18 protein-coding genes are annotated in these 20,252 nt (G+C 42.3%); 8 read left to right on the top strand and 10 right to left on the bottom strand.

The genetic code is table 11. The features are described from left to right. From ORI98_RS11545 to hemC, 5 genes are all read right to left on the bottom strand, one after another. A partial coding sequence (locus ORI98_RS11545; protein ID WP_306135310.1) for a retention module-containing protein occupies window positions 1-4,310 on the bottom strand: 4,310 nt, incomplete at its 3' end. A 453-nt stretch (window positions 4,311-4,763) separates the two neighbouring features. Next, complete coding sequence (locus ORI98_RS11540; RefSeq protein WP_306135309.1) at window positions 4,764-5,936, bottom strand: heme biosynthesis HemY N-terminal domain-containing protein; 1,173 nt, start codon at window positions 5,934-5,936, stop codon at window positions 4,764-4,766. After that, entirely contained in the window at window positions 5,933-7,126 is a 1,194-nt protein-coding gene (locus tag ORI98_RS11535) for a uroporphyrinogen-III C-methyltransferase (RefSeq protein WP_306135308.1), read from the bottom strand. Before ORI98_RS11535 ends, ORI98_RS11540 begins: the two co-directional genes overlap by 4 nt. A gap of 78 nt (window positions 7,127-7,204) precedes the next feature. Then, window positions 7,205-7,927, bottom strand: a complete 723-nt coding sequence (locus tag ORI98_RS11530; RefSeq protein ID WP_188843646.1) for a uroporphyrinogen-III synthase — start codon at window positions 7,925-7,927, stop codon at window positions 7,205-7,207. Window positions 7,928-7,937: 10 nt separating this feature from the next. After that, complete coding sequence (hemC, locus tag ORI98_RS11525; RefSeq protein ID WP_306135307.1) at window positions 7,938-8,867, bottom strand: hydroxymethylbilane synthase; 930 nt, start codon at window positions 8,865-8,867, stop codon at window positions 7,938-7,940. A gap of 508 nt (window positions 8,868-9,375) precedes the next feature. Between hemC and ORI98_RS11520 the strand changes: the two genes are divergently transcribed. Beyond that, a complete protein-coding gene (locus ORI98_RS11520; protein ID WP_306135306.1) occupies window positions 9,376-11,817 on the top strand; it encodes a class I adenylate cyclase in 2,442 nt (813 codons plus the stop codon). Window positions 11,818-11,848: 31 nt separating this feature from the next. On the opposite strand, the gene cyaY is transcribed toward ORI98_RS11520, so the two are convergent. Beyond that, a complete protein-coding gene (gene cyaY / locus ORI98_RS11515) occupies window positions 11,849-12,178 on the bottom strand; it encodes an iron donor protein CyaY (protein ID WP_261299429.1) in 330 nt (109 codons plus the stop codon). Between the two features lie 67 nt (window positions 12,179-12,245). On the opposite strand from cyaY, the gene ORI98_RS11510 reads away from it, so the two are divergent. The 7 genes from ORI98_RS11510 (at window position 12,246) to ORI98_RS11480 (ending at window position 17,663) form a co-directional block, all read left to right on the top strand. Next, window positions 12,246-12,434: a lipoprotein gene (locus ORI98_RS11510; protein ID WP_261299428.1), complete on the top strand. Its 189-nt coding sequence runs from the start codon at window positions 12,246-12,248 to the stop codon at window positions 12,432-12,434. A 15-nt stretch (window positions 12,435-12,449) separates the two neighbouring features. Continuing rightward, window positions 12,450-13,694 carry a diaminopimelate decarboxylase gene (gene lysA / locus ORI98_RS11505; RefSeq protein WP_306135305.1) on the top strand — a complete coding sequence of 415 codons (1,245 nt, stop codon included), beginning with the start codon at window positions 12,450-12,452 and terminating at the stop codon, window positions 13,692-13,694. Between the two features lie 25 nt (window positions 13,695-13,719). Next, on the top strand, window positions 13,720-14,547 hold the full coding sequence (gene dapF, locus ORI98_RS11500; RefSeq protein WP_261299426.1) for a diaminopimelate epimerase: 828 nt from the start codon (window positions 13,720-13,722) through the stop codon (window positions 14,545-14,547). A 124-nt stretch (window positions 14,548-14,671) separates the two neighbouring features. Beyond that, window positions 14,672-15,301, top strand: coding sequence for a DUF484 family protein (locus tag ORI98_RS11495; protein ID WP_306135313.1), 630 nt, complete (start codon window positions 14,672-14,674; stop codon window positions 15,299-15,301). A gap of 80 nt (window positions 15,302-15,381) precedes the next feature. After that, window positions 15,382-16,284 (top strand): tyrosine recombinase XerC, encoded by a 903-nt coding sequence (xerC, locus tag ORI98_RS11490; RefSeq protein ID WP_261299425.1) that lies wholly within the window; start codon window positions 15,382-15,384, stop codon window positions 16,282-16,284. Then, window positions 16,281-17,081 (top strand): HAD-IA family hydrolase, encoded by an 801-nt coding sequence (locus ORI98_RS11485; protein ID WP_306135304.1) that lies wholly within the window; start codon window positions 16,281-16,283, stop codon window positions 17,079-17,081. The genes xerC and ORI98_RS11485 overlap by 4 nt, the downstream gene beginning before the upstream one ends. Window positions 17,082-17,171: 90 nt before the next feature. After that, window positions 17,172-17,663 (top strand): Sbal_3080 family lipoprotein, encoded by a 492-nt coding sequence (locus ORI98_RS11480; protein WP_261299423.1) that lies wholly within the window; start codon window positions 17,172-17,174, stop codon window positions 17,661-17,663. A gap of 80 nt (window positions 17,664-17,743) precedes the next feature. Here ORI98_RS11480 and ORI98_RS11475 read toward each other — a convergent pair whose 3' ends face one another. From ORI98_RS11475 to ORI98_RS11460, 4 genes are all read right to left on the bottom strand, one after another. Continuing rightward, the gene (locus tag ORI98_RS11475; RefSeq protein WP_306135303.1) at window positions 17,744-18,241 is read right to left on the bottom strand and encodes a helix-turn-helix domain-containing protein; all 498 of its coding nucleotides are present in this window, start codon (window positions 18,239-18,241) and stop codon (window positions 17,744-17,746) included. Between the two features lie 89 nt (window positions 18,242-18,330). Further along, the gene (locus ORI98_RS11470) at window positions 18,331-18,867 is read right to left on the bottom strand and encodes a hemerythrin domain-containing protein (protein WP_306135302.1); all 537 of its coding nucleotides are present in this window, start codon (window positions 18,865-18,867) and stop codon (window positions 18,331-18,333) included. A 364-nt stretch (window positions 18,868-19,231) separates the two neighbouring features. Further along, window positions 19,232-19,678: a YeeE/YedE family protein gene (locus tag ORI98_RS11465; protein ID WP_306135301.1), complete on the bottom strand. Its 447-nt coding sequence runs from the start codon at window positions 19,676-19,678 to the stop codon at window positions 19,232-19,234. A 1-nt stretch (window position 19,679) separates the two neighbouring features. Next, window positions 19,680-20,102, bottom strand: coding sequence for a YeeE/YedE family protein (locus ORI98_RS11460; protein ID WP_261299419.1), 423 nt, complete (start codon window positions 20,100-20,102; stop codon window positions 19,680-19,682). Window positions 20,103-20,252 lie beyond the last annotated feature (150 nt).

Here is a 20,252-nt window from a genome sequence, read left to right as displayed (position 1 = left end):
AAATCGACGGTACCTTTGAAAATCAGGGTGTTGTCGTTGGTGATGAAGTCGCTGCCTGAAGCGCCGGTGTCCTGAGTAATGCTGGTAATGGCCACGGTGTTGCCATCATTGTCTTGGTCAATCTTAGTATCAATCACCACGTCTTGGGTGACGGTCTTGCTGTTGCCAGCCACGTCAGTGACCGTGGCGCTGACAGGGTAAGTGCCATCAGCCAATGTGGTGCTGGTTAAGTCGATGCTCCAGTTACCGCTGGCATCAATCACCAAGCCGTTGGCGGTGGTGTAGACCACGCCATTGATGGTGACGGCCAAGGTGCTGTTGTCACCTAAATCGACGGTACCGTTGAAGACTAAGGTGTTGTCGTTGGTGATGAAGTCGCTGCCCGAGGCGCCGGTGTCATCGGTAATGCTGGTGATCGCCACGGTGTTGCCGTCACCATCTTGGTCAATCTTGGTATCAATCACCACGTCCTGGGTGACGGTTTTGCTGTTGCCGGCCAAGTCAGTGACCGTGGCGCTGACAGGGTAAGTGCCATCGGCCAAGGTGGTGCCGGTTAAGTCGATGCTCCAGTTACCGCTGGCATCAATCACCAAGCCGTTGGCGGTGGTGTAGACCACGCCATTGATGGTGACGGCCAAGGTGCTGTTGTCACCTAAATCGACGGTACCGTTGAAGACTAAGGTGTTGTCGTTGGTGATGAAGTCGCTGCCTGAGGCGCCGGTGTCATCGGTAATGCTGGTGATCGCCACGGTGTTGCCGTCGCCATCTTGGTCAATCTTGGTATCAATCACCACGTCTTGGGTGACGGTTTTGCTGTTGCCGGCCAGGTCAGTGACGGTGGCGCTGACAGGGTAAGTGCCATCGGCCAAGGTGGTGCCGGTTAAGTCGATGCTCCAGTTACCGCTGGCATCAATCACCAAGCCGTTGGCAGTGGTGTAGACCACGCCATTGATGGTGACGGCCAAGGTGCTGTTGTCACCCAAATCGACGGTACCGTTGAACACTAAGGTGTTGTCGTTGGTGATGAAGTCGCTGCCGGAGGCGCCGGTGTCATCGGTAATGCTGGTGATCGCCACGGTGTTGCCGTCGCCATCTTGGTCAATCTTGGTATCAATCACCACATCTTGGGTGACGGTTTTGCTGTTGCCGGCCACGTCGGTGACGGTGGCAGTGACAGGGTAGGTGCCGTCAGGCAGCACAGTGCCAGTCAGGTCAACACTCCAGTTGCCATCGGTATCAATCACTAAGCCATTGGCGGTGGTGTAGACCACGCCGTTGATGGTAACCGCTAAGGTGCTGTTGTCATCCAAATCGACGGTACCTTTGAAAATCAGGGTGTTGTCATTGGTGATGAAGTCGCTGCCGGAGGCGCCAGTGTCATCGGTAATGCTGGTGATCGCCACGGTGTTGCCGTCGCCATCTTGGTCAATCTTGGTATCAATCACCACGTCCTGGGTGACGGTCTTGCTGTTGCCAGCCAGGTCAGTGACGGTGGCGCTGACAGGGTAAGTGCCATCGGCCAAGGTGGTGCCGGTTAAGTCGATGCTCCAGTTGCCGCTGGCATCAATCACTAAGCCATTGGCGGTGGTGTAGACCACACCGTTGATGGTGACGGCTAAGGTGCTGTTGTCACCTAAATCGACGGTACCTTTGAAAATCAGGGTGTTGTCGTTGGTGATGAAGTCGCTGCCTGAAGCGCCGGTGTCCTGAGTAATGCTGGTAATGGCCACGGTGTTGCCATCATTGTCTTGGTCAATTTGGGTATCTACATTGCCATTATCAGTGGCTTTACCTGTATTACCAGCAGGATCTGTCACTGTTGCTACAGCAGTATAACCACCTTCTGCCAGAGGGGTTGTGACGTCCACTGCGTAGGTGCCATCTTCATTGACAGTCGTTGTTAATGTCTGTTCTGCACCTGTGCTATCTGTGACTACAATCGTAATTGTGCTACCTGGTGTTGCATCTGACGAACCAGTAATAGTAGGGGTGGTATCTTGTGTATTATCGGGTGCATCAACAGTGATGTTGGGTGCCGTGATATCCACAATGCCTGTATCTGTTGCTGTGCCTGTATTACCAGCAAGATCTGTCACTGTTGCTACAGCGGTATAGCCGCCTTCAGCGAGTGGGTTGGTGACATCGACAGAATAAGTTCCATCAGGGTTTACTGTGGTTGTCAGAGTCTGCTCTGCACCAGTGCTATCGGTAACGGTAATCGTAATCGTGCTACCTGGCGGTGCATCAGTCGAACCTGTGATTGTTGGTGTTGTATTTTGGGTATCATCAGGTGCATCAACAGTAATTGTTGGCGCAGTCGTATCAAGTAGTGCTGAATCACTACCTTCTGGAGATGTGTTACCGGCACTGTCTGTGATAGTCGCTACAACTGTAATCGTTTCGCCTTCACTGGGAGCAGGAAGGTTGAGATTGACAAAACCATTGTTGATATCTTCCTGTGTCAATGTGTAGTCAACACCATTAACAGTCAGCGTATCGCCAACATTTGCACCTGTGCCATCTAAGCCAATAGTGACGCTGACTTCAGTCGCTTCTCCTAGCTCAGTATTGCTGATTAAACCATCATTGTTAGTATCAGTTGTGATGGTGACACTCGGGCCACCGTCGGCAACTGGGGTGACACTAATGGTTAATGTGGCCGTTGAACCCGTGTTGGTCGTGTAGGTAATGATAGGAACACTGCCGTTCCAATTACCATTTGGCGTGAAGGTATAAGAGCCATCTTTATTAATAACTAATACGCCGCCTTCAAGAACAACTTCACTGCCAGCTAGGTAGGTTTCACCATTTACTTCAAAAGAAACCACTGCTAAATCTGAATCAATATCGCCGTCGTTATCGAGGACATTTCCGGTTGCAGCTGTATCTTCAGCCACCGTATTGGTGTCGTTAACCAAAACTGATATATCATCAACAGGGGTGATTTCAATGGTTAACGTTGCTGTTGCACCAGTATTAGTGGTGTAAGTGATCACTGGAACTTGACCATTCCAATTGTCATTTGGGGTGAAGGTATAAGATCCATCAGCATTGATGACTAATACGCCGCCTTCAAGCACAACTTCAGTGCCGACAGGATAAGTTTCGCCGTTAATTTCAAAAGAAACAACAGATAAATCAGAATCGGGATCGCTGTCGTTATCTAACACATTACCTGTAACTGGCGTGTCTTCAGCAGCCACTCCTGAATCATTTTCAGTCACTGTTGGATCATCAACTGGTGTGATTTCAATGATTAACGTTGCAGTAGCACCCGTATTAGTGGTGTAAGTGATCACTGGGACTTGACCGTTCCAGTTTTCATTAGGGGTAAAGGTATATGAACCATCCGCGTTTAGAACAAGCATGCCATTTTCTAACGTGACTTCGGTGCCAGCAGCATAGGATTGACCTTCTACTTCAAAGCTGACAACGGCTAAGTCTGAATCTACATCACTGTCATTATCTAATACGTTACCAGTAGCAACTGTATCTTCGGCGATAGTTTGGCTGTCATTTGCCAAAACAGATGCATCATCAACCGGTGTGACTTCAATGGTTAATGTGGCAGTTAAACCAGTATTGGTGGTGTAAGTGATAACAGGGACTTGACCGTTCCAGTTTTCATTTGGGGTAAAGGTATATGAGCCATCAGCGTTGATGACCAGCACGCCATTTTCTAAGGTGACTTCACTGCCAGCGGCATAGGATTGGCCTTCTACTTCAAAGCTGACAACGGCTAAGTCTGAATCTATATCACTGTCATTATCTAATACGTTACCAGTAGCAACTGTATCTTCGGCGATAGTTTGGCTGTCATTCACTAATACAGAGGGAATGTCATTAAGAGTAATTGGGGTATCGTCTTGTGCTAATGGAGCTGCTGCAGGTTGGGCTGCAGTATTAAATCCAGCATTAGCAATGGTTTCATCACCAGTACGCGCTAAAGATACGAAGCCAGAATCACCTTGATTGCCAGTAGGTGTTCCAGCGGCGGTTTCAGGTAGTTCGGCAGTTGGATCTTCACCGGAAGCGATTAAAGCTTGAAGAGCTTCAATTTCATCTAGCGCATCTAAGTTAGCTATTTCTGCACTTGAAGCTGATTGGGGGAGAGTGTCTCCGTCTGTTGAATAAACAGTACCGTCATCAAATGTGATAACAAAACGTGCATTATCATCAAAAACTAACACACTTTCAGAAGGAATTATTTGTCCTAATTGAACAGATGTTAATTTATTGTCTGCAGATAAACTGATATTACTTTGCGTTTCAGTCAACGTGCCCGTTTTTGAAGTTGTTAACGTACCCATATCTTTAGCTCCCAACAGCTATAATAAAACCAGAAATGCCTAACAAATTATTAACTTATATTGAGCGTGCGTAGAGGGTTCTCTAGACACACTTTCAATACTTGTATTAGAACATACAATTATATTTCAAAAATTTAACATAGTCAATTTTTTGACATTGCCACAATTATCATAACTATCTGAAATATTTTTATAAAAGAGCCAAAAATTAATACTAAAGCATTAAAATCAAGGTCTTCAGTTCATATATTTTTAAGTATTTTTTTTGTTATCTTTTTTGTAAGTACTGATGCTGTAAGTTTAGACTGTATTTTGTAAAAAACATCAAGGAGGAATGGATAAAAAACAATGTTGGAGTTTGTGATTGTGGTGAATAAAAGAACATAATTTAACAGGTAAGTTTAAAATGAAAATCTGCACTAGTCACTGCAGATTTTCATTTATTAATAGCGGTTAATCGTTGAGGTGTGCTGCGTTTCGATAGCTTTGTAAAGCCATCATATTGTCACCAAGTTGTTCTTGCACTTGTGCAAGTGCTAACCATCTAGTGCGAGTAGGCTCAATATGGCAGGCATTATTAAAATGCATTTTTGCTTGTTTGAATTCCCGTGTTTGCAAAGCAAGTTTTGCTAGACAATCTTGGTAATTCACCACATTTTCATGGGTGTGTTCAAGCTTAGCTAATGACTTTCTGATGTCTTGATCATGGGCGGTTGCGATTACTGCGGTCGCATCAAATAAAGCTGCCTTTGGATTGGATTTTAACTGTTTAGATAACAATTTAAGTGCTTCGTCTTTACGTTGTAATTTACATAGACCGTACAAGTAAGCAATAAAAGTGTCAGTTTGATTTTTTTCAGATTTGCTAAACCAACCCCAGCATTTATCTAAATCGTTTGACGTCTGTTCAGCGGCTTTATTAACGAGCTGTACATTCGTTTGCACCGAGATTTTTTGCAACTGTTCTTCAGGGTAAATATGGCGCTTGGCTAAGATGGGTAATAGCGATTTTAGCGCTGGCCAATCTTGCTGGGCGAGATATAAATCTGCTGCAATTTTTAAAATTGGATTTTTACTTTTACTGGTTGGTTCAAGTTCATCAAGTAAAGCACGTGCTTGAGTTAACTCACCTTGCTGAAGTAAATAACGGGTGCGAGTTGTTAGGGCTGCAGCTTTTGCTAAAGGTTCTGCTTGAGCCTGGCTGAGATAGCGATCTCGCTCTGCTATTTTATGTTGGTGTTGCGCCGCACGAGCCGCTGCAAAATAGTTTAATGCAGGTAATTCACCATTTTCAGCACCTTTAGCCATGGCTTTTTCCGCAGCAGGCCAATCTTCTTCCGCCAATGCTAAAGCACCTATTAAGGTTTGCTTTTTGGCTTTCTTTATCCGCCAACGTTCAGGTAAAAAACGACTATTGAGCACTAGGGTTAATACAAAAACTAAAGCTTTTTTAATCACTTCAAATGAAACAAAAATAGCAAAAAGTACCAGTAGTCCAAAGGCTAAGCTGGTTTCAATTTGATAATCCCAAATTGCAATATAGATATAGCCTTTAGTGGCTAAAAGATAAGGCGTTAGGCATAAGCCTAAGACAATGATAAGCACATACGCTAACAGTTTGATCATAGCGTTGGCTCCTCTTCAGGCATCATTTGTCCATAAGTGATTAACTCTTGTAATAAAGGTGTGGACTGAAATTGTTTAGTGTTAATCGACTCTATCGTTAGACCTGATAATTTTTCAAGCTGGGCTAAAACGTTGAGTGTATTGCGGTCACTCATATCAAAATATTGTTTTACCCATCGCTGGGCATAATCGATGGCACTTTTATAGCCTTGCTCATCATAGTTATGCAGCGAAAATTGAGCTTGTAATAACTTAAGGCGCACATTTTCAACTAAATACCACTGTTGCTCTATGGGCAATAGCGGTTCTAAATCTGTGGTGCGTTGTCTAATAGTGATAAAGCCTTCAACAAACTGTTTAAATGATTTAGATAAATTGGTCTGCCAATCGTCAATTGAATCTGTCAGTGGCTCGGTTAAAGGGTCGGCTGATATCTCTGTGTTGATTCTATTTAACGGTAAGTTAGCGATTTGATCTATTACGGCATCAATAGCATAGACTGACCCTGCTATGTCGGTCGTTTTAATCGCTTGAGTCGCAGCAATATCATGGGCTAGGGCTTTACGCAGTTGATGTAAAGCGGGATCTTTCATCGCTTCAATTCGGTTATCTGCGGCTTGTAATAAACTTGCTGCGGTTTGAGGATCTTGCTCAAGCCAAATTTTACGACTGGCCATGCGCACAAGGTATTCTGCTTCTGAGGCCATCCAGTGATTAGGACTGCGCTGGGCAACAATAGCCACTCGTTCCTGAAGTTGTTTATGTGCTTTTTGCAATGATACTAGCTGCTGATAGGCTTTAGCATCATCACTTTGTTGCTGCTCTAACAGTGCAATACGCTGATTTGGTGTTGATAGTGATTGCTTTAATTCTTGTTTAAGTTGCTGATTACCTACTTCAACAGCAGAGAGGTCAGTCACTAATTTTTGTTGTTGAATTTGCTGGTTATTGAGTTGCAAATATAACCAGTAACATCCTGCAATCGCAGTGCCGGCAGCTAACCAGCTGATAAGAATACTTAATCTAACCCACCATGAGCTACCTAACTTACGATGGCGGCTTGATGGCCCTGGGGCGCGTTTTAAGGTTGGGGCCGTTTTAGTCGCTTGAGATGAGTCGTCTTTTGCCTGAGGTTTTAACACTGTTTCGTTAGTGTCAACGTCAGTGGTTTCGGGTTTGTTGTTATCCATGAACAGTCCTTGAAAGCAAAATACGACAATTTGATCGTGAAAAACTCACCATCATTCAACCATGTGATGAAGTGTAAATTACGCAGACAGACCTAAAGCAGCAAGCACAGCTTGAGTATTTGCTCCATTTGCATTGGTTACTCGGTGTAATCCTAATGCATTTGCCTGTAATTCCACACGATTACTTGGCACTATGATATGACATGAATGTAGCCATGCAAATAATTCTTTTGGAATTACCGTAATTAAATTGGTTAATATCTCACCGCTGGTGACCACAATAGTATCGATACCAAATTCGGTCCATTGTTGATATATCGGTTGTTCATGGAATTGAGGTGAGGTGCGTTGATAGACATCCCAATAACATACTGTGGCGCCTCGTAGTAGGAGTGCTTCAGCAATCGTTTCTCGGCCGCCAGATCCTCTGCAGATGATAAATGATTGTTTATTCACATCTTGCAGTTCAGGTAAAGATAATAATCCTTCGCTATCCTGGCTTTCTTCTGGCGCGGTAAAAACACTTAAATTAAAACGTTTTAGCGCATCTGCAGTGGCTTGTCCTACGGCAAAGTATCGGCATTGTGGAGGGAATTTATTCTGGAGTTTTTCAGCTGTAAATTTAACGGCATTGGTGCTGATGAAAATAAGGTTATTTGCATCAAAAAAATGTCTGGGTACTGCTTGTTGAGTGGCTTCAACCGCTAAAAGCGGAGTAACCAAATGAGCAACTTGAAGCTTTTCAAGTTGCTCAATCATATCTTGATTACGACCTTCAGGCCGCGTTAGCAAGACTTTCATGGTCAAATCGTTACTTAGCGTAAACGGCGTCTAGGATGGTTTTAGCACCGCGACTAAGTAGATCGTTAGCCAAAGCTTGTCCTAGTTCAATTGCTTGGGTTTTATCACCTGCAACTTGTCCGGTTATCACCTGACTGCCATCTGGGTTACCCACTAAACCGCGTAAGGTTAATATGTCGCCAATGATTTCAGCATATGCACCGATAGGTACCTGACAACCGCCTTCTAGGCGCGTGTTCATAGCTCGTTCAGCCAATACGCGATAACGCGTTTCTAAATGTTCAAGGGGAGCAAGTAAACTTTTAACGCGCTCATCATTGGTACGACATTCAATGCCTACCGCACCTTGGCCGTTAGCAGGTAATGACTCTTCGGCAGAAATAAAGCTAGCAATACGTTGCTCTAACTTAAGACGAATTAGGCCCGCAGCGGCAAGAATAATGGCGTCATAATCACCGCTGTCTAGCTTAGCTAAACGGGTACCAACGTTGCCACGTAAATCTTTGATAACAAGATCTGGGCGAGACGCACGAATTTGACATTGGCGACGAAGACTTGATGTTCCTACTACTGCACCTTGTGGTAATTCGCTGATGCTTTTATAACTATTTGACACAAATGCATCGCGGGGATCTTCACGCTCACAAATGACTTGTAAGCCTAGTCCTTCAGGAAAATCTACTGGCACATCTTTCATTGAATGCACTGCGATATCAGCACGGTCTTCCAACATGGCAACTTCAAGTTCTTTAACAAATAAGCCTTTGCCACCCACTTTAGCCAATGGGGTGTCTAAAATAACATCACCTTTGGTGCTCATTGGAAGCAGTTCAACGATTAACCCTGGGTGAATGCGCTCTAATTCTGCTTTTACAAACTCAGCTTGCCACATTGCCAGTGGACTTTTACGCGTTGCGATACGAATAGTGTTTTCAGACATAGCCATATTTATCCATCTACTAACAGTAATTGCGCTAATGCTAACATTGGCTTTAGGCATTTGTCATAACTGTGTTGAAATTGTTTGAAGTCGCACCATGATTTCTTAATTTCGCCACAAATTTGCCAAATAAGTTTAATGATGAAGGTCAATAATGTTGATGTTGCGAATATTTTTCAATGGGCGCTTAGTCAATTGGTATTAACGCGTCATGTTGATTTGGAATAAAAATAAGCATCACCTTTGTATGAATTTCAATAATGTTAATAGTATATCTGACATTTTTAGGTGCTACTGTGTTTGAATTTTAAACGTTTTAAAGGCGCTCAGTCTCAGTCGATATCATTTAGTTTTTACAACAAGACTTTTGGATAGATTGCGAAAATCTAATTTAGTGTTAACCTTATCACGTGTTAGTTGTTTTATTTGATATTGGTCACACTAATTATCAGGTGAAGCTAATCTGAATTGGATAGCTATAATATCGTTGGATGTGAGTGATTTAAGGATGGAATCTTTGCCAGTTATTCAGCATGAACATGTTGAACATAGCAGTGCGGTTATGTGCGCTGAAAAATTAAATACGTTGCGATTACAACGTGTTCAACTCACTCTACCTGAATTTCAGTACCAACTTTTTCTGCTCATTCCTTATTTTCTTCAGGTTAATCATAATCAATTACCCGGTTATAGTGACGCTTCAACTCCCTATGGCATCTGTCAATTTTCATTCAATGCGACCATAAAACACGCATGCCAAATCGCTGATATCGAATACTTTCCTATGGTATCTGCACAGCCTTATGCATTTGAGGGCGTTTATGCCATGGGCAGCTCGTCGAGTTTTGGGCAAAACTTGAATAGCGATGTGGACATTTGGCTGGTTCATCACCGATCATTAAATAGCGTCGATCTTAAGCTAATTACCAGCAAAACGGCTCGATTAACCGCCTGGTTTGCGCAATTTGATTTTGAAGTCAACTTTTACCTTATTCATCCAAACCAATTTCAAGAATGTGATCTATATGACAATTGCCAACCTTTGGGTGAAGAGCACAGTGGCTCAGCCCAACATTGGCTTTTATTAGAAGAGTTTTATCGTACTCACATTAGGTTGGCAGGTAAGTCTGTGGCTTGGTGGCCCGATGCTCAGGGCGATAATTTACTGTTTTTAGGGACATTAGATAATATTCCAGCTAGCGAATATTTTGGTGCCTCTTTGTGGCAGTTATATAAAGGATTAAATAAACCGCATAAAGCGCTATTAAAAGTACTATTGCTAGAAGTCTACGCCAGTGATTATCCTCAAAAACACATGATAACTGACACTATTTGGCAATATTGTCTAGCGGGTAATTTTTCTGATGATAATGATGCTTATCTCATTTTGTATCAAAGAATAGAAGCGTATTTATTATCAAGACGAGAAGTCAGACGGCTTGAAATTGTTAGACGGTGTTTTTATCTTAAATGCGGTATTGCTTTATCAGATCCGCAGCTGGTGCAAAATGATTGGCGTGCGAAAAAGCTAGCCCAGTTAACCTTAGATTGGCGCTGGCCAAGCAGTTTATTGACCACCTTAGATAATGCAAATACTTGGCATTCTGGCCAATTACAATGGTTTAACCAACAGTTAAATGAGCTGCTACTGACCAGCTATAAAAATTTACTCCAGTTTGCCTCAAAGCATGAATTAAGTGATCGTATGCGGGTAGAGGAGTTAGGGCTGTTAGCACGTAAACTGCATGGTTTTTTTAACGATGACCCTCATATTTTACCCACATTAAACCCTTTGTGGAGTCAAGGTGTTAATGAACCTGTATTATCCGTGTGGTATTCGAAGAAAAAATCACAATATCAATTGTTCCGTGAGATCACTTCAGCCAAGCAGTTAATAGGTCAGCAAGCATTGTTTGTTGGTAAAACGATGGTTGATGTTGTGGCTTGGGCGGTGATGAATGATCTTGTAACCCCTAAAACGCGTTGGTTTGGCATTGAACGAAGCAAAGCGTATTCAACCAAGTTAGCACGCCTTGGCAATGCTTTATTACCCCATGTTAACCATTGTTTTGAGGTTACAAAACGCCACTTATGTCAGTCTTGGTTTTATCAGCGAGTTATTGTGGTTGCTAATATGGATGATGATCCAACCGTGGCATGGACTGGTCAGGAAATCATGGTGGATTACATGAATGGCGACATTTTATCCTTAGGCCGTGATAAACAAAATATGCTCTCCAGTATCGATATCATCAGTTTAAATAGCTGGGGAGAGTGGCATTGTCATCGATTTGAAGGTGAAATGGCACTTCTCGATGCGATTTCATTTTTAGTGTTAGGACTAAAGCGGGCTAATGATAAAAGTCATATATCAGTAGTTTCATGCTCTGCTAAATTATCCAAGCAAATTAGCGATCAACTCACCCAGCTGCTTAATTTGTGTTACCAAACGATTCAAAGCGTGACTGACAGCCAAACATTATTAATTGAACTCAATTTAGCCGATAAAAAGTATGGCTTACATTTCAATTCATTAGGTATGGTCTACAAACCATTAATCGCTCAAAAGGCAGTGTTTCATTATAATCATCCGCGTTTAGTGACCCATCTACCTAGGCCAGAACTGAATAATGAGCCTTTTGCAACCGTCCCCACTATTATTCAGCGGTATATTTCACATGGCGCAAAACAGTTCTTTTTACGTCAATTAAAACAGAAGCTTGAAGTCATCTTAGTCGATGAGAATAATAATTTAAGTCATACCGTGTTAGATAAAATGACGATCACACAGTTAGTTAGCCAACAAAGCATGCACTTTGTAAAAAATAGCCATCAACACCAGCAAGCATTTTTTAATATGCCGCAATTTTTCCATTTAGTGCGAAAGGATGGCGTGTTGTTGGTAGAGCCTTTTGGGGTAACAGAAGATGAAATGGGCTCAGCGTTCTAACTGAGCCTATTTAAAAACAAGGATGCTGTGATCAGATGCTGATCACAATCCCGCCTTGTTTGGCAATTGATTCAAGTACAAAAGGCACAAAATCAATGTTGTTTCGAGTGTCTAACCATTTACCGTCATGATAGGCAAAGTGATATCCACCTGTTTTGGTCGCCAGCCAAATCTCATGCAATGGCTCTTGTTTATTGATAACAATTTGCGAGCCATCTTCAAAACTTAACTGCACTACATTACCGCTGTAATCGATATCCACATCCGCGTCTTGTTCATCAATAGCGGTTTCAATGGCGCTATCAATTGCGCTGAAAATTTCATCAGCCAATTGGTGAAACTCAGTATCTGTCATAGCCATGCATTTCTATCCTTTGCTTTCTGCGTTATGAATGCGATTATAAGGCCATAATTGATCAGATGCACAGATGTTGAGAAAAATGAGACTGCTTTTATTACTTTTGCTTGCTAGCCTATTGCTTACTGCTTGTGGTCAGAAAGGGTCGTTATATAAAACGCCTACACCGGAAGATAACCAAACTGCCGTTGTGCCCGTAGTTGCTGACACCAAAATAACTCCAGTAGAATTGGACTCAACCGCTGAAAAACAGCAATAGAATAGGAAACGCATAGTGGATTTTTTTACTTATCAAGACAGTAAGTTATTTGCCGAAGGTTGCGATGTAAGTGCGTTAGCTAAAAAACATGGTACACCACTTTATATATATTCCCGTGCAACTCTAGAGCGTCATTGGCATGCTTTTGATAAGGCCGTGGCTAATCATCCTCATTTAGTCTGTTATGCCGTTAAAGCAAACTCTAACCTAGGGGTATTGAATACCTTAGCTCGTTTAGGCAGTGGTTTTGACATTGTATCGGGCGGTGAGTTATCACGTGTACTACAAGCCGGCGGCGATCCAAGTAAAGTCGTTTTTTCAGGTGTAGGTAAAACCGTACCAGAAATGGAACAAGCGCTTAAAGTTGGTATTTACTGTTTTAATGTTGAATCCAGTGCAGAGCTTGAATTGCTAAATGAGGTAGCGGGTCGCTTAGGTTATATTGCTCCTGTGTCTTTGCGGGTTAACCCTGATGTCGATGCTGGCACCCACCCTTATATTTCTACCGGATTAAAAGAAAACAAATTTGGTATCGCTATGGATGAGGCGGAGCAGGTCTTTGCCCGTGCAGCCGCATTACCTCATTTGCATGTCAAAGGGGTCGATTGTCATATTGGTTCACAGCTCACTGAAATTAAGCCCTTTTTAGATGCGATGGATCGCATGTTAGCCTTGATTGATCGTTTAGCAGAGCACGGCATTGTTATTGAGCACTTTGACGTTGGTGGGGGGCTAGGTGTGCCATATAACAATGAAACACCTCCGCACCCAGATGCCTACGCAGCAGCCTTACTTGAGCGCTTAGGTCAACGTCCGATCAAACTGATATTTGAGCCTGGGCGAGCGATTGCTGCCAATGCGGGGATTTTTGTTACTGAGGTGCTTTTCCTTAAAGAAAATAGCGATAAGCGTTTTGCTATTGTCGACGGGGCAATGAATGATTTAATTCGCCCATCGCTTTACAGCGCATGGCAGAATATTATTCCTGTTAATCAAACTGATGCACCAACCCAAGCTTATGATGTGGTGGGTCCTGTATGTGAAACGGGTGACTTTTTAGGAAAAGATCGACAACTATCAGTTAAAGCGGGTGATTTACTTGCTGTCCGCTCAAGTGGTGCTTATGGCTTTGTTATGTCATCTAATTATAACTCTCGTCCACGTGTGGCAGAGGTGATGGTTGATGGTGAACAAGATATATTAGTACGTGAACGCGAAACGGTTGCCCAACTTTGGCAAGGTGAACACTTACTGCCTTAATGCGTCAATAGAAAAGGAAACACCTTTGATTCAATTCACTAAAATGCATGGGCTAGGCAACGACTTTATGGTGGTTGATGGCGTCACCCAAAATGTATTTTTTTCGCCAGAGCAAATTCGTCGATTAGCCGATCGGAATTTTGGGATCGGCTTTGATCAATTGTTATTGGTTGAGCCGCCTTATGATCCCGATTTAGATTTTCATTATCGTATTTTTAATGCCGATGGCAGCGAAGTGGAGCAGTGCGGCAATGGTGCGCGCTGCTTTGCTCGCTTTGTTCGCAATAAAGGCTTAACGAATAAGAATAAAATCCGTGTTAGCACAAGCTCTGGCAAAATTACTTTGCGAATTGAACGCGATGGTCATGTGACTGTTAACATGGGCGTGCCGATCATCGACCCAAGTCAGATCCCTTTTAAAGCCAAAAAGAGTGAAAAAACTTATTTACTGCAAACCCCGATGCAAACCTTTTTATGTGGTGCTGTTTCTATGGGAAATCCACATTGCGTATTAGAAGTGGAAGATGTAGAGCAGGCGGCCGTGGCGGAAATTGGCGCGATGTTAACTAACCACGAGCGTTTCCCTAAAGGGGTTAATGTTGGGTTTATGCAGGTGATTAGCTCTAGCCATATCAAGTTACGTGTATATGAGCGTGGTGCAGCCGAAACGTTAGCTTGCGGTACAGGTGCATGTGCTGCAGTCGCAGTTGGTATGTTGCAAGATAAATTAGATAACCAGGTGAGGGTGGATTTACCCGGTGGTTCACTAACCATTAATTGGGAAGGTGAAGGTAAATCATTATGGATGACAGGCCCGGCCGAACATGTATATGATGGTCAAATTCAGTTGTAATATTAAGGTAGATTAATTTTTTATGAGTGACTTAATTTCAGCCGCTGATGTGGCATCAAATCAAGATATGCCATCAGAACCAGCATTAGATATTGATGCAATTGGCCAGGATTTAAGTGCTGAAATGATGGCAAACTTTAATCATCAATTACTCGATGAACACTTAATTCGTGAATATTTGTTGGATAATCCTGACTTTTTCAATCGTCATCCTGAATTGCTTATTGCGTTAAGATTAAGCCACCATGAACGTGGCGCGGTATCTTTAGTTGAGCGCAGGCAAGAACTATTGCGTCAAAAAGTGACTCAACTAGAAGAAGAAATTACCAGCTTAATGAATGTGGCTAAACAAAATGAGCGCATTTTTTTATTCAACACTGAATTGTCGTTTAAGCTGCTCGCGTGTGAAGATTTAGGGGGGCTGAGACAAACCCTGTCAGAAGGGTTACAAAATGAATTTGGCTTCACCCATGTGCGATTAATTACTGTACACGATATTGACAGTGAACTGGCTAATATATGGCGTCACAGGATCCATAATAATTACTATTTTGGACGCTTAACTCAATCAGAATCAAAACGATTATTTGGCAGTGAAGTTGGTTCAGTGGCATTAACACGATTATCAAATGAAAATGGTCAAGTGATATTTGCTATTGCCAGCGGCGACCCTGCTCATTTTTATCCCGATATGGATTCATTACTGTTCAGCCAATTGCGTCGCTTATTGGATCACTTATTACCCACTTTTTAACCGTGTCTTTGTGGCTGAATTTCGGAGCATTTTTCGATTAACGATTGGTGCTTCGCTTAATAACAACCGGAGTGAAGACGATGCCACACATAGATTGGCAAGCAAAGTATTGTCAATATCTGACGTCCGAACGTCAGTTGTCTGCTTACACTATTCGCAATTACCTGTATGAATTAACGCGGGCTCAATCGATATTGGGTGATGAGGTTTTATTACAAGATGCCAGTCGCGAGCAATTGCAAAAAGTGTTGGCTAAGTTACATCGTCAGGGCTTAAGCCCAAGATCAATTTCATTGCATTTGTCAGCGCAAAAGCAGTTTTTTGAGTTTCTATTAACTGAGAAACGACTCGAGATTAATCCCGCTAAAACCTTGAGTGCCCCCAAACAGAATAAACCCTTACCTAAAAATATGGATGTAGATGCTGTTAGTCATTTACTTGATATCAATGGTGATGATCCACTCGCTATTCGTGATAAAGCCATCATGGAATTGTTCTATTCAAGCGGCCTGCGTTTAGCTGAACTCGCAGGTTTGAATTGCGATGATATTCAGTTAAATAATGCTGAAGTAAAAGTGATGGGGAAAGGCAGTAAGCAACGTATTGTGCCGGTAGGAAAGGTGGCCATGGAAGCATTAAGGTTGTGGCTGACACGCCGAGGTGATATGCCAACTCAAGATGCTGGCGATGCTTTATTTGTCAGTCATCAGGGGAAACGTTTATCCCACCGCAGCATTCAAGCTCGGATGAATAAATGGGGGCAAGAACAAGCATTATCAGTAAAAGTGCATCCGCATAAACTGCGTCATTCATTTGCAACTCATATGCTCGAATCTAGTGCAGACTTAAGGGCGGTGCAGGAGTTATTGGGGCATGCTAATCTTTCTACTACCCAAATTTATACCAGTCTCGATTTTCAGCACTTAGCCAAAGTCTATGATGGCGCTCATCCTCGAGCCAAGAAAACGAAAGGGAGTTCATGATGGAACATCACGGCCTAAAGCACCAGCCTGCAACAACTTCAAACGCCTCATCTCCAATAACTGCGTATCCTCAATCTGGCATTATTCAATACCATCGCCTTAAACCGTTCAAGGCCATAAGCTTTGATTTAGACGACACTTTATATGATAACCAGCCAATTATTGCCAATGCAGTAAAGCAGTCATTTGCGTTATTACATCGCGATTATCCAGCTTCTGCCCAATGGACAACAGAGGATTGGCTTCAGTGCAAACTCGCACAACAAGCCCTTCATCCTGAGCTTAAACATGATACTTCGGCGGCTCGCTATACCATGCTCAGAGAGGGATTACTTCAGCTTGGCTATAATGAAACACAAGCAACCCAAGGTGCGCAAGCGGGATTAGCCTGTTTTCAGCATTACCGCAGTGATTTTAAAGTTGCCGAAGATGTCATCGCTATTCTGCAAACATTGAAAACCCGTTTTACTTTAGTGGGGATCACTAATGGTAATGTCGATGCCAGTCGCATTGGATTGAGTCAGGTATTGGAATTTGTTTTACATCCAGGTTATGGCGTCAAAATGAAACCTCACAGTGACATGTTTACATTGGCTTGTAAGCAGTTAGCTATTTTACCGTCAGAGTTATTGCATATAGGCGATCATCCCAACTCTGACATTGTGGGGGCAAAAATGGTTGGCTGTCAGACTGTCTGGCTTAACCCTTGCCAACAAAACAGAGATAAAAAACCGTCGAGTTTATTGCCCCAGATAACAATAATGCACTTAAGCAAATTATTGGATTTCTGTCATTAAATTATTATGTTATTAATATGTTGAGTGTAAGTCTTTTGTATGATTTAATTTTTGGGTTGTCACCCTAACCATATTTAATCAAGGAAGAAAATGCGTGTTAAATTAAGATCTAGCTTCATTATTGCGTTATCTTTTTTAAGTTTATCGGCATGTTCGATTAAGCAAAAGATTGATCCCATTGAAGTGACCAGTGCTACAGAAGTGTGTATTGTCGAAAATAAAGATGTTCGTGAAGGCTTCTTAAAAGAATTTGAAAAAGTTTTACAGCAAAAACAAATTAAATACCGACTGATTCAAGAGCTAGATGCCCAAAATGGTTGCGAGTGGACGGCAACTTATACAGCAAATTGGGCGTGGGATTTAGCGCTATATATGGTTTATGCCGAAATAAAGGTATTTTATCAAGGCAGATTAGATGGTGAAGCTATCTATGATGCAAGAATGGGTGGCGCTAACATGAATAAGTTTATCGATGCAGAACCTAAAATACGTGAGTTAGTGGAGCAATTGATTCAGCAGAAACAAGCTAATAATCAATTTAGAGTTATTCACTCATTTACCGAGCATCAAGTGGCAATTTAAATAAACTTATCGTTCAATTTTTAAAGCCAATAAACCTGTTTTTATTGGCTTTTTTATTTACTCAACTGGAGTTAATCGGGTCACTTAAATTTTAAACCGCTACGCTTACTCATTTGATCAACCTGCTCACGGCTAGCGTGCATATCGGCATCGCCTACCCGAAAATAGCTGCCGCTGTATGGATCGGGGCCGATGTAAATCGGCCTAAGTTTAAGGTCGACAGCGGGAACATGAATGCGGATTAGCTGCTTACCCATAATTTCAATAATTTGTACGTCAGTTGGCGATAGAATGTTATGGCTAATTTTTTGCGGATTATTGAGAATTTGCCAAATTTCACTGAGCATAGGCATCGGGTTTACAATGCCTTCAATGCTAAATTCTCCATGTTCTTCTTTTACACCTAAAATAATCTCACCGCCTAAGGTATTCGCAAAGGCACTATAGGTTTCCCACATGCCTTCTGGCAGTTTTCCATTACCATCACGCCCACCGGCAAGCTTAAATTCTACTTGGGCAGATTCATGAAGATTGGCAATATCATCTAGGGCAAAAGTAGGGTATTGATGATTAGGCATAACATTAGTCAATTATTCATATTCTGTGATTAGCTTATGAATAATCGACTGAAAAAGATAGTGATAAGTCAAAGAGACTTAGATGAAAACTATAGCGCTAAGGCCTTAGGAAACAGCATATTATTTTCAAGGTGAATATGCATTTGTAAGTCGGCATCAAATTCTGCCAGCGTTTTATAACAGGTGCGCCAGGTATTACAGGCCCCTTCAGGAATCAGGTAGTTATGGGTAATTGCTCTTAACTGCTGAAGTATCTCACCCGCATTATCATGCTCATGCTCCATAACATGAATAGGATTTCCAATGTGACCGAAACACCCATTTACTTCTTGTCCCATGCTTAGCGATCGTATTGCAGGAAATAAAATGCGTTCTTCTTTAATAAGGTGCGGCATCAGCTCTGCTATTAATTCAGTAACACAATGTGATAAAGGGAGGATTTCTTCATGATCATCGGCATGCGCAATCACCATTCGTTGCAGGTACTCTTGTAATAAGGGGGCTGTGTCACGAATATATTTATGGTGGGTTGCTTCAATGTGATTAAGCAGATCAATAAGGGGTAGCTGATCTAGTTGTGACAAGCGAGCTTGTTGTTCAGCAGAGAATAATTCGGGAGTAAGCATGACGATTCCAAAGAGTAAATATTAAGCTGAATGTTAGATACATCTTTAAATTTGGCAAGATAATCCCGACCAATTTGCTAGGTTAATCACAAATTGGCGAGTCATTAACCTCAACTCTGGTTAAGAGATGGGCTCAATAAGCTGAATTCAACAGATTTAGCTAATTTTGTAGCAAACTTGTCATTTGTTTTGAAAACAAGGCACATTAACACGTCAATAGCTGTCCTATTGCACCTTAATGAAACGCAATGAGCAAGACAAAGGGCTGTTTGGTTAGCGTTTATTATTCCGAGTTAAGGTTAAGTAATGCTACAGATAACGCAAGGGGCAGTGTAATCAGATTAAAAATTGTAACTCACTAAGGTTAAGTGCTTTTTACCAGTTTTTTTGCAGTCAACATGCCCAATAGCATTGCGATGACAAATCCGATAAATTGGCCGTTCAGTGTGACTAAATTGACGATGGCGGGGCCAGGGCAAATCCCTACAAGTCCCCAGCCTAACCCGAATAAGCTGGCACCAGTTAATAATTTTTTATCGATGATGGTTTTTGTTGGTAGAAAAAATTGTTCATCTAATAAAGGCTTACTTTTGGGTTTAACCCCAAACACATATCCAAGACTATATACGCTTAATCCAGCGGCCATAACTAAAGCAAGGCTCGGGTCCCAATGGCCAAAAAAGTCTAGAAAATTAAGCACTTTATTAGCATCAACCATTTGTGCAACAATCAAACCTAAGCCAAATAAACAGCCTGAAATGAACGCGACTAGCGCCTGTAATCGATAGTGAGTATTTGCTTGCTGACTCATATTAAGCCCCGATAACATGACGTGTGAAAAATACCACGACAGCGGCAACGAACATAAACACCAGCGTGGCAACAATAGAGCGTTTAGACATTCTGCCAATACCACAAATACCATGACCACTGGTGCAACCGGCACTTAAGTAAGTGCCAAAACCGACAGCAAAACCGCCTAAAATAGTCAGTGTCCAACTAGCATTTAACTGTGTAGCTAAAGAGAAATCCAAAGCGGGTGCTAAAAAACCACTTAATATAAGACCAGCAATAAAAGCCAATCGCCACTTTGCATTAGGATTTTTGAATTGCAATGCACCGCTTAAAATCCCCGATATACCTGCAATACGGCCATTGAGTAGCATCAATAGCAACGCCCCAAAACCAAGTAAAGCACCGCCAATTATGGCGCTAACAGGAGTAAATTCAGTCATATTTATCATCAACTTTTAAAAGACGGCAAAGTTTACCACAGGACTATGCTTACCTTCACCCAGATTAAGGGATGTCCTCTAGCTGTTCCGGTTAAAATAGTTAAGGCAAACTCACCAATAACCTCGTCACAGTAACCCATTTTCTGCTTC

The sequence above is a fragment of the Shewanella sp. ULN5 genome, from assembly GCF_030731885.1.
In the GTDB taxonomy this organism is placed as follows: Bacteria; Pseudomonadota; Gammaproteobacteria; order Enterobacterales; family Shewanellaceae; genus Shewanella; species Shewanella holmiensis.
Note: the sequence above shows the minus strand (reverse complement) of the source record. Positions and strands in the feature narration are given on the sequence as shown.

Coding starts and splice junctions, on each gene's coding strand:
- ORI98_RS11540 (WP_306135309.1), bottom strand. CDS start 5,936: ATGATCAAACTGTTAGCGTATGTGCTTATCATTGTCTTAGGCTTATGC.
- ORI98_RS11535 (WP_306135308.1), bottom strand. CDS start 7,126: ATGGATAACAACAAACCCGAAACCACTGACGTTGACACTAACGAAACA.
- ORI98_RS11530 (WP_188843646.1), bottom strand. CDS start 7,927: ATGAAAGTCTTGCTAACGCGGCCTGAAGGTCGTAATCAAGATATGATT.
- hemC (WP_306135307.1), bottom strand. CDS start 8,867: ATGTCTGAAAACACTATTCGTATCGCAACGCGTAAAAGTCCACTGGCA.
- ORI98_RS11520 (WP_306135306.1), top strand. CDS start 9,376: ATGGAATCTTTGCCAGTTATTCAGCATGAACATGTTGAACATAGCAGT.
- cyaY (WP_261299429.1), bottom strand. CDS start 12,178: ATGGCTATGACAGATACTGAGTTTCACCAATTGGCTGATGAAATTTTC.
- ORI98_RS11510 (WP_261299428.1), top strand. CDS start 12,246: ATGTTGAGAAAAATGAGACTGCTTTTATTACTTTTGCTTGCTAGCCTA.
- ORI98_RS11495 (WP_306135313.1), top strand. CDS start 14,672: ATGATGGCAAACTTTAATCATCAATTACTCGATGAACACTTAATTCGT.
- xerC (WP_261299425.1), top strand. CDS start 15,382: ATGCCACACATAGATTGGCAAGCAAAGTATTGTCAATATCTGACGTCC.
- ORI98_RS11485 (WP_306135304.1), top strand. CDS start 16,281: ATGATGGAACATCACGGCCTAAAGCACCAGCCTGCAACAACTTCAAAC.
- ORI98_RS11480 (WP_261299423.1), top strand. CDS start 17,172: ATGCGTGTTAAATTAAGATCTAGCTTCATTATTGCGTTATCTTTTTTA.
- ORI98_RS11475 (WP_306135303.1), bottom strand. CDS start 18,241: ATGCCTAATCATCAATACCCTACTTTTGCCCTAGATGATATTGCCAAT.
- ORI98_RS11470 (WP_306135302.1), bottom strand. CDS start 18,867: ATGCTTACTCCCGAATTATTCTCTGCTGAACAACAAGCTCGCTTGTCA.
- ORI98_RS11465 (WP_306135301.1), bottom strand. CDS start 19,678: ATGAGTCAGCAAGCAAATACTCACTATCGATTACAGGCGCTAGTCGCG.
- ORI98_RS11460 (WP_261299419.1), bottom strand. CDS start 20,102: ATGACTGAATTTACTCCTGTTAGCGCCATAATTGGCGGTGCTTTACTT.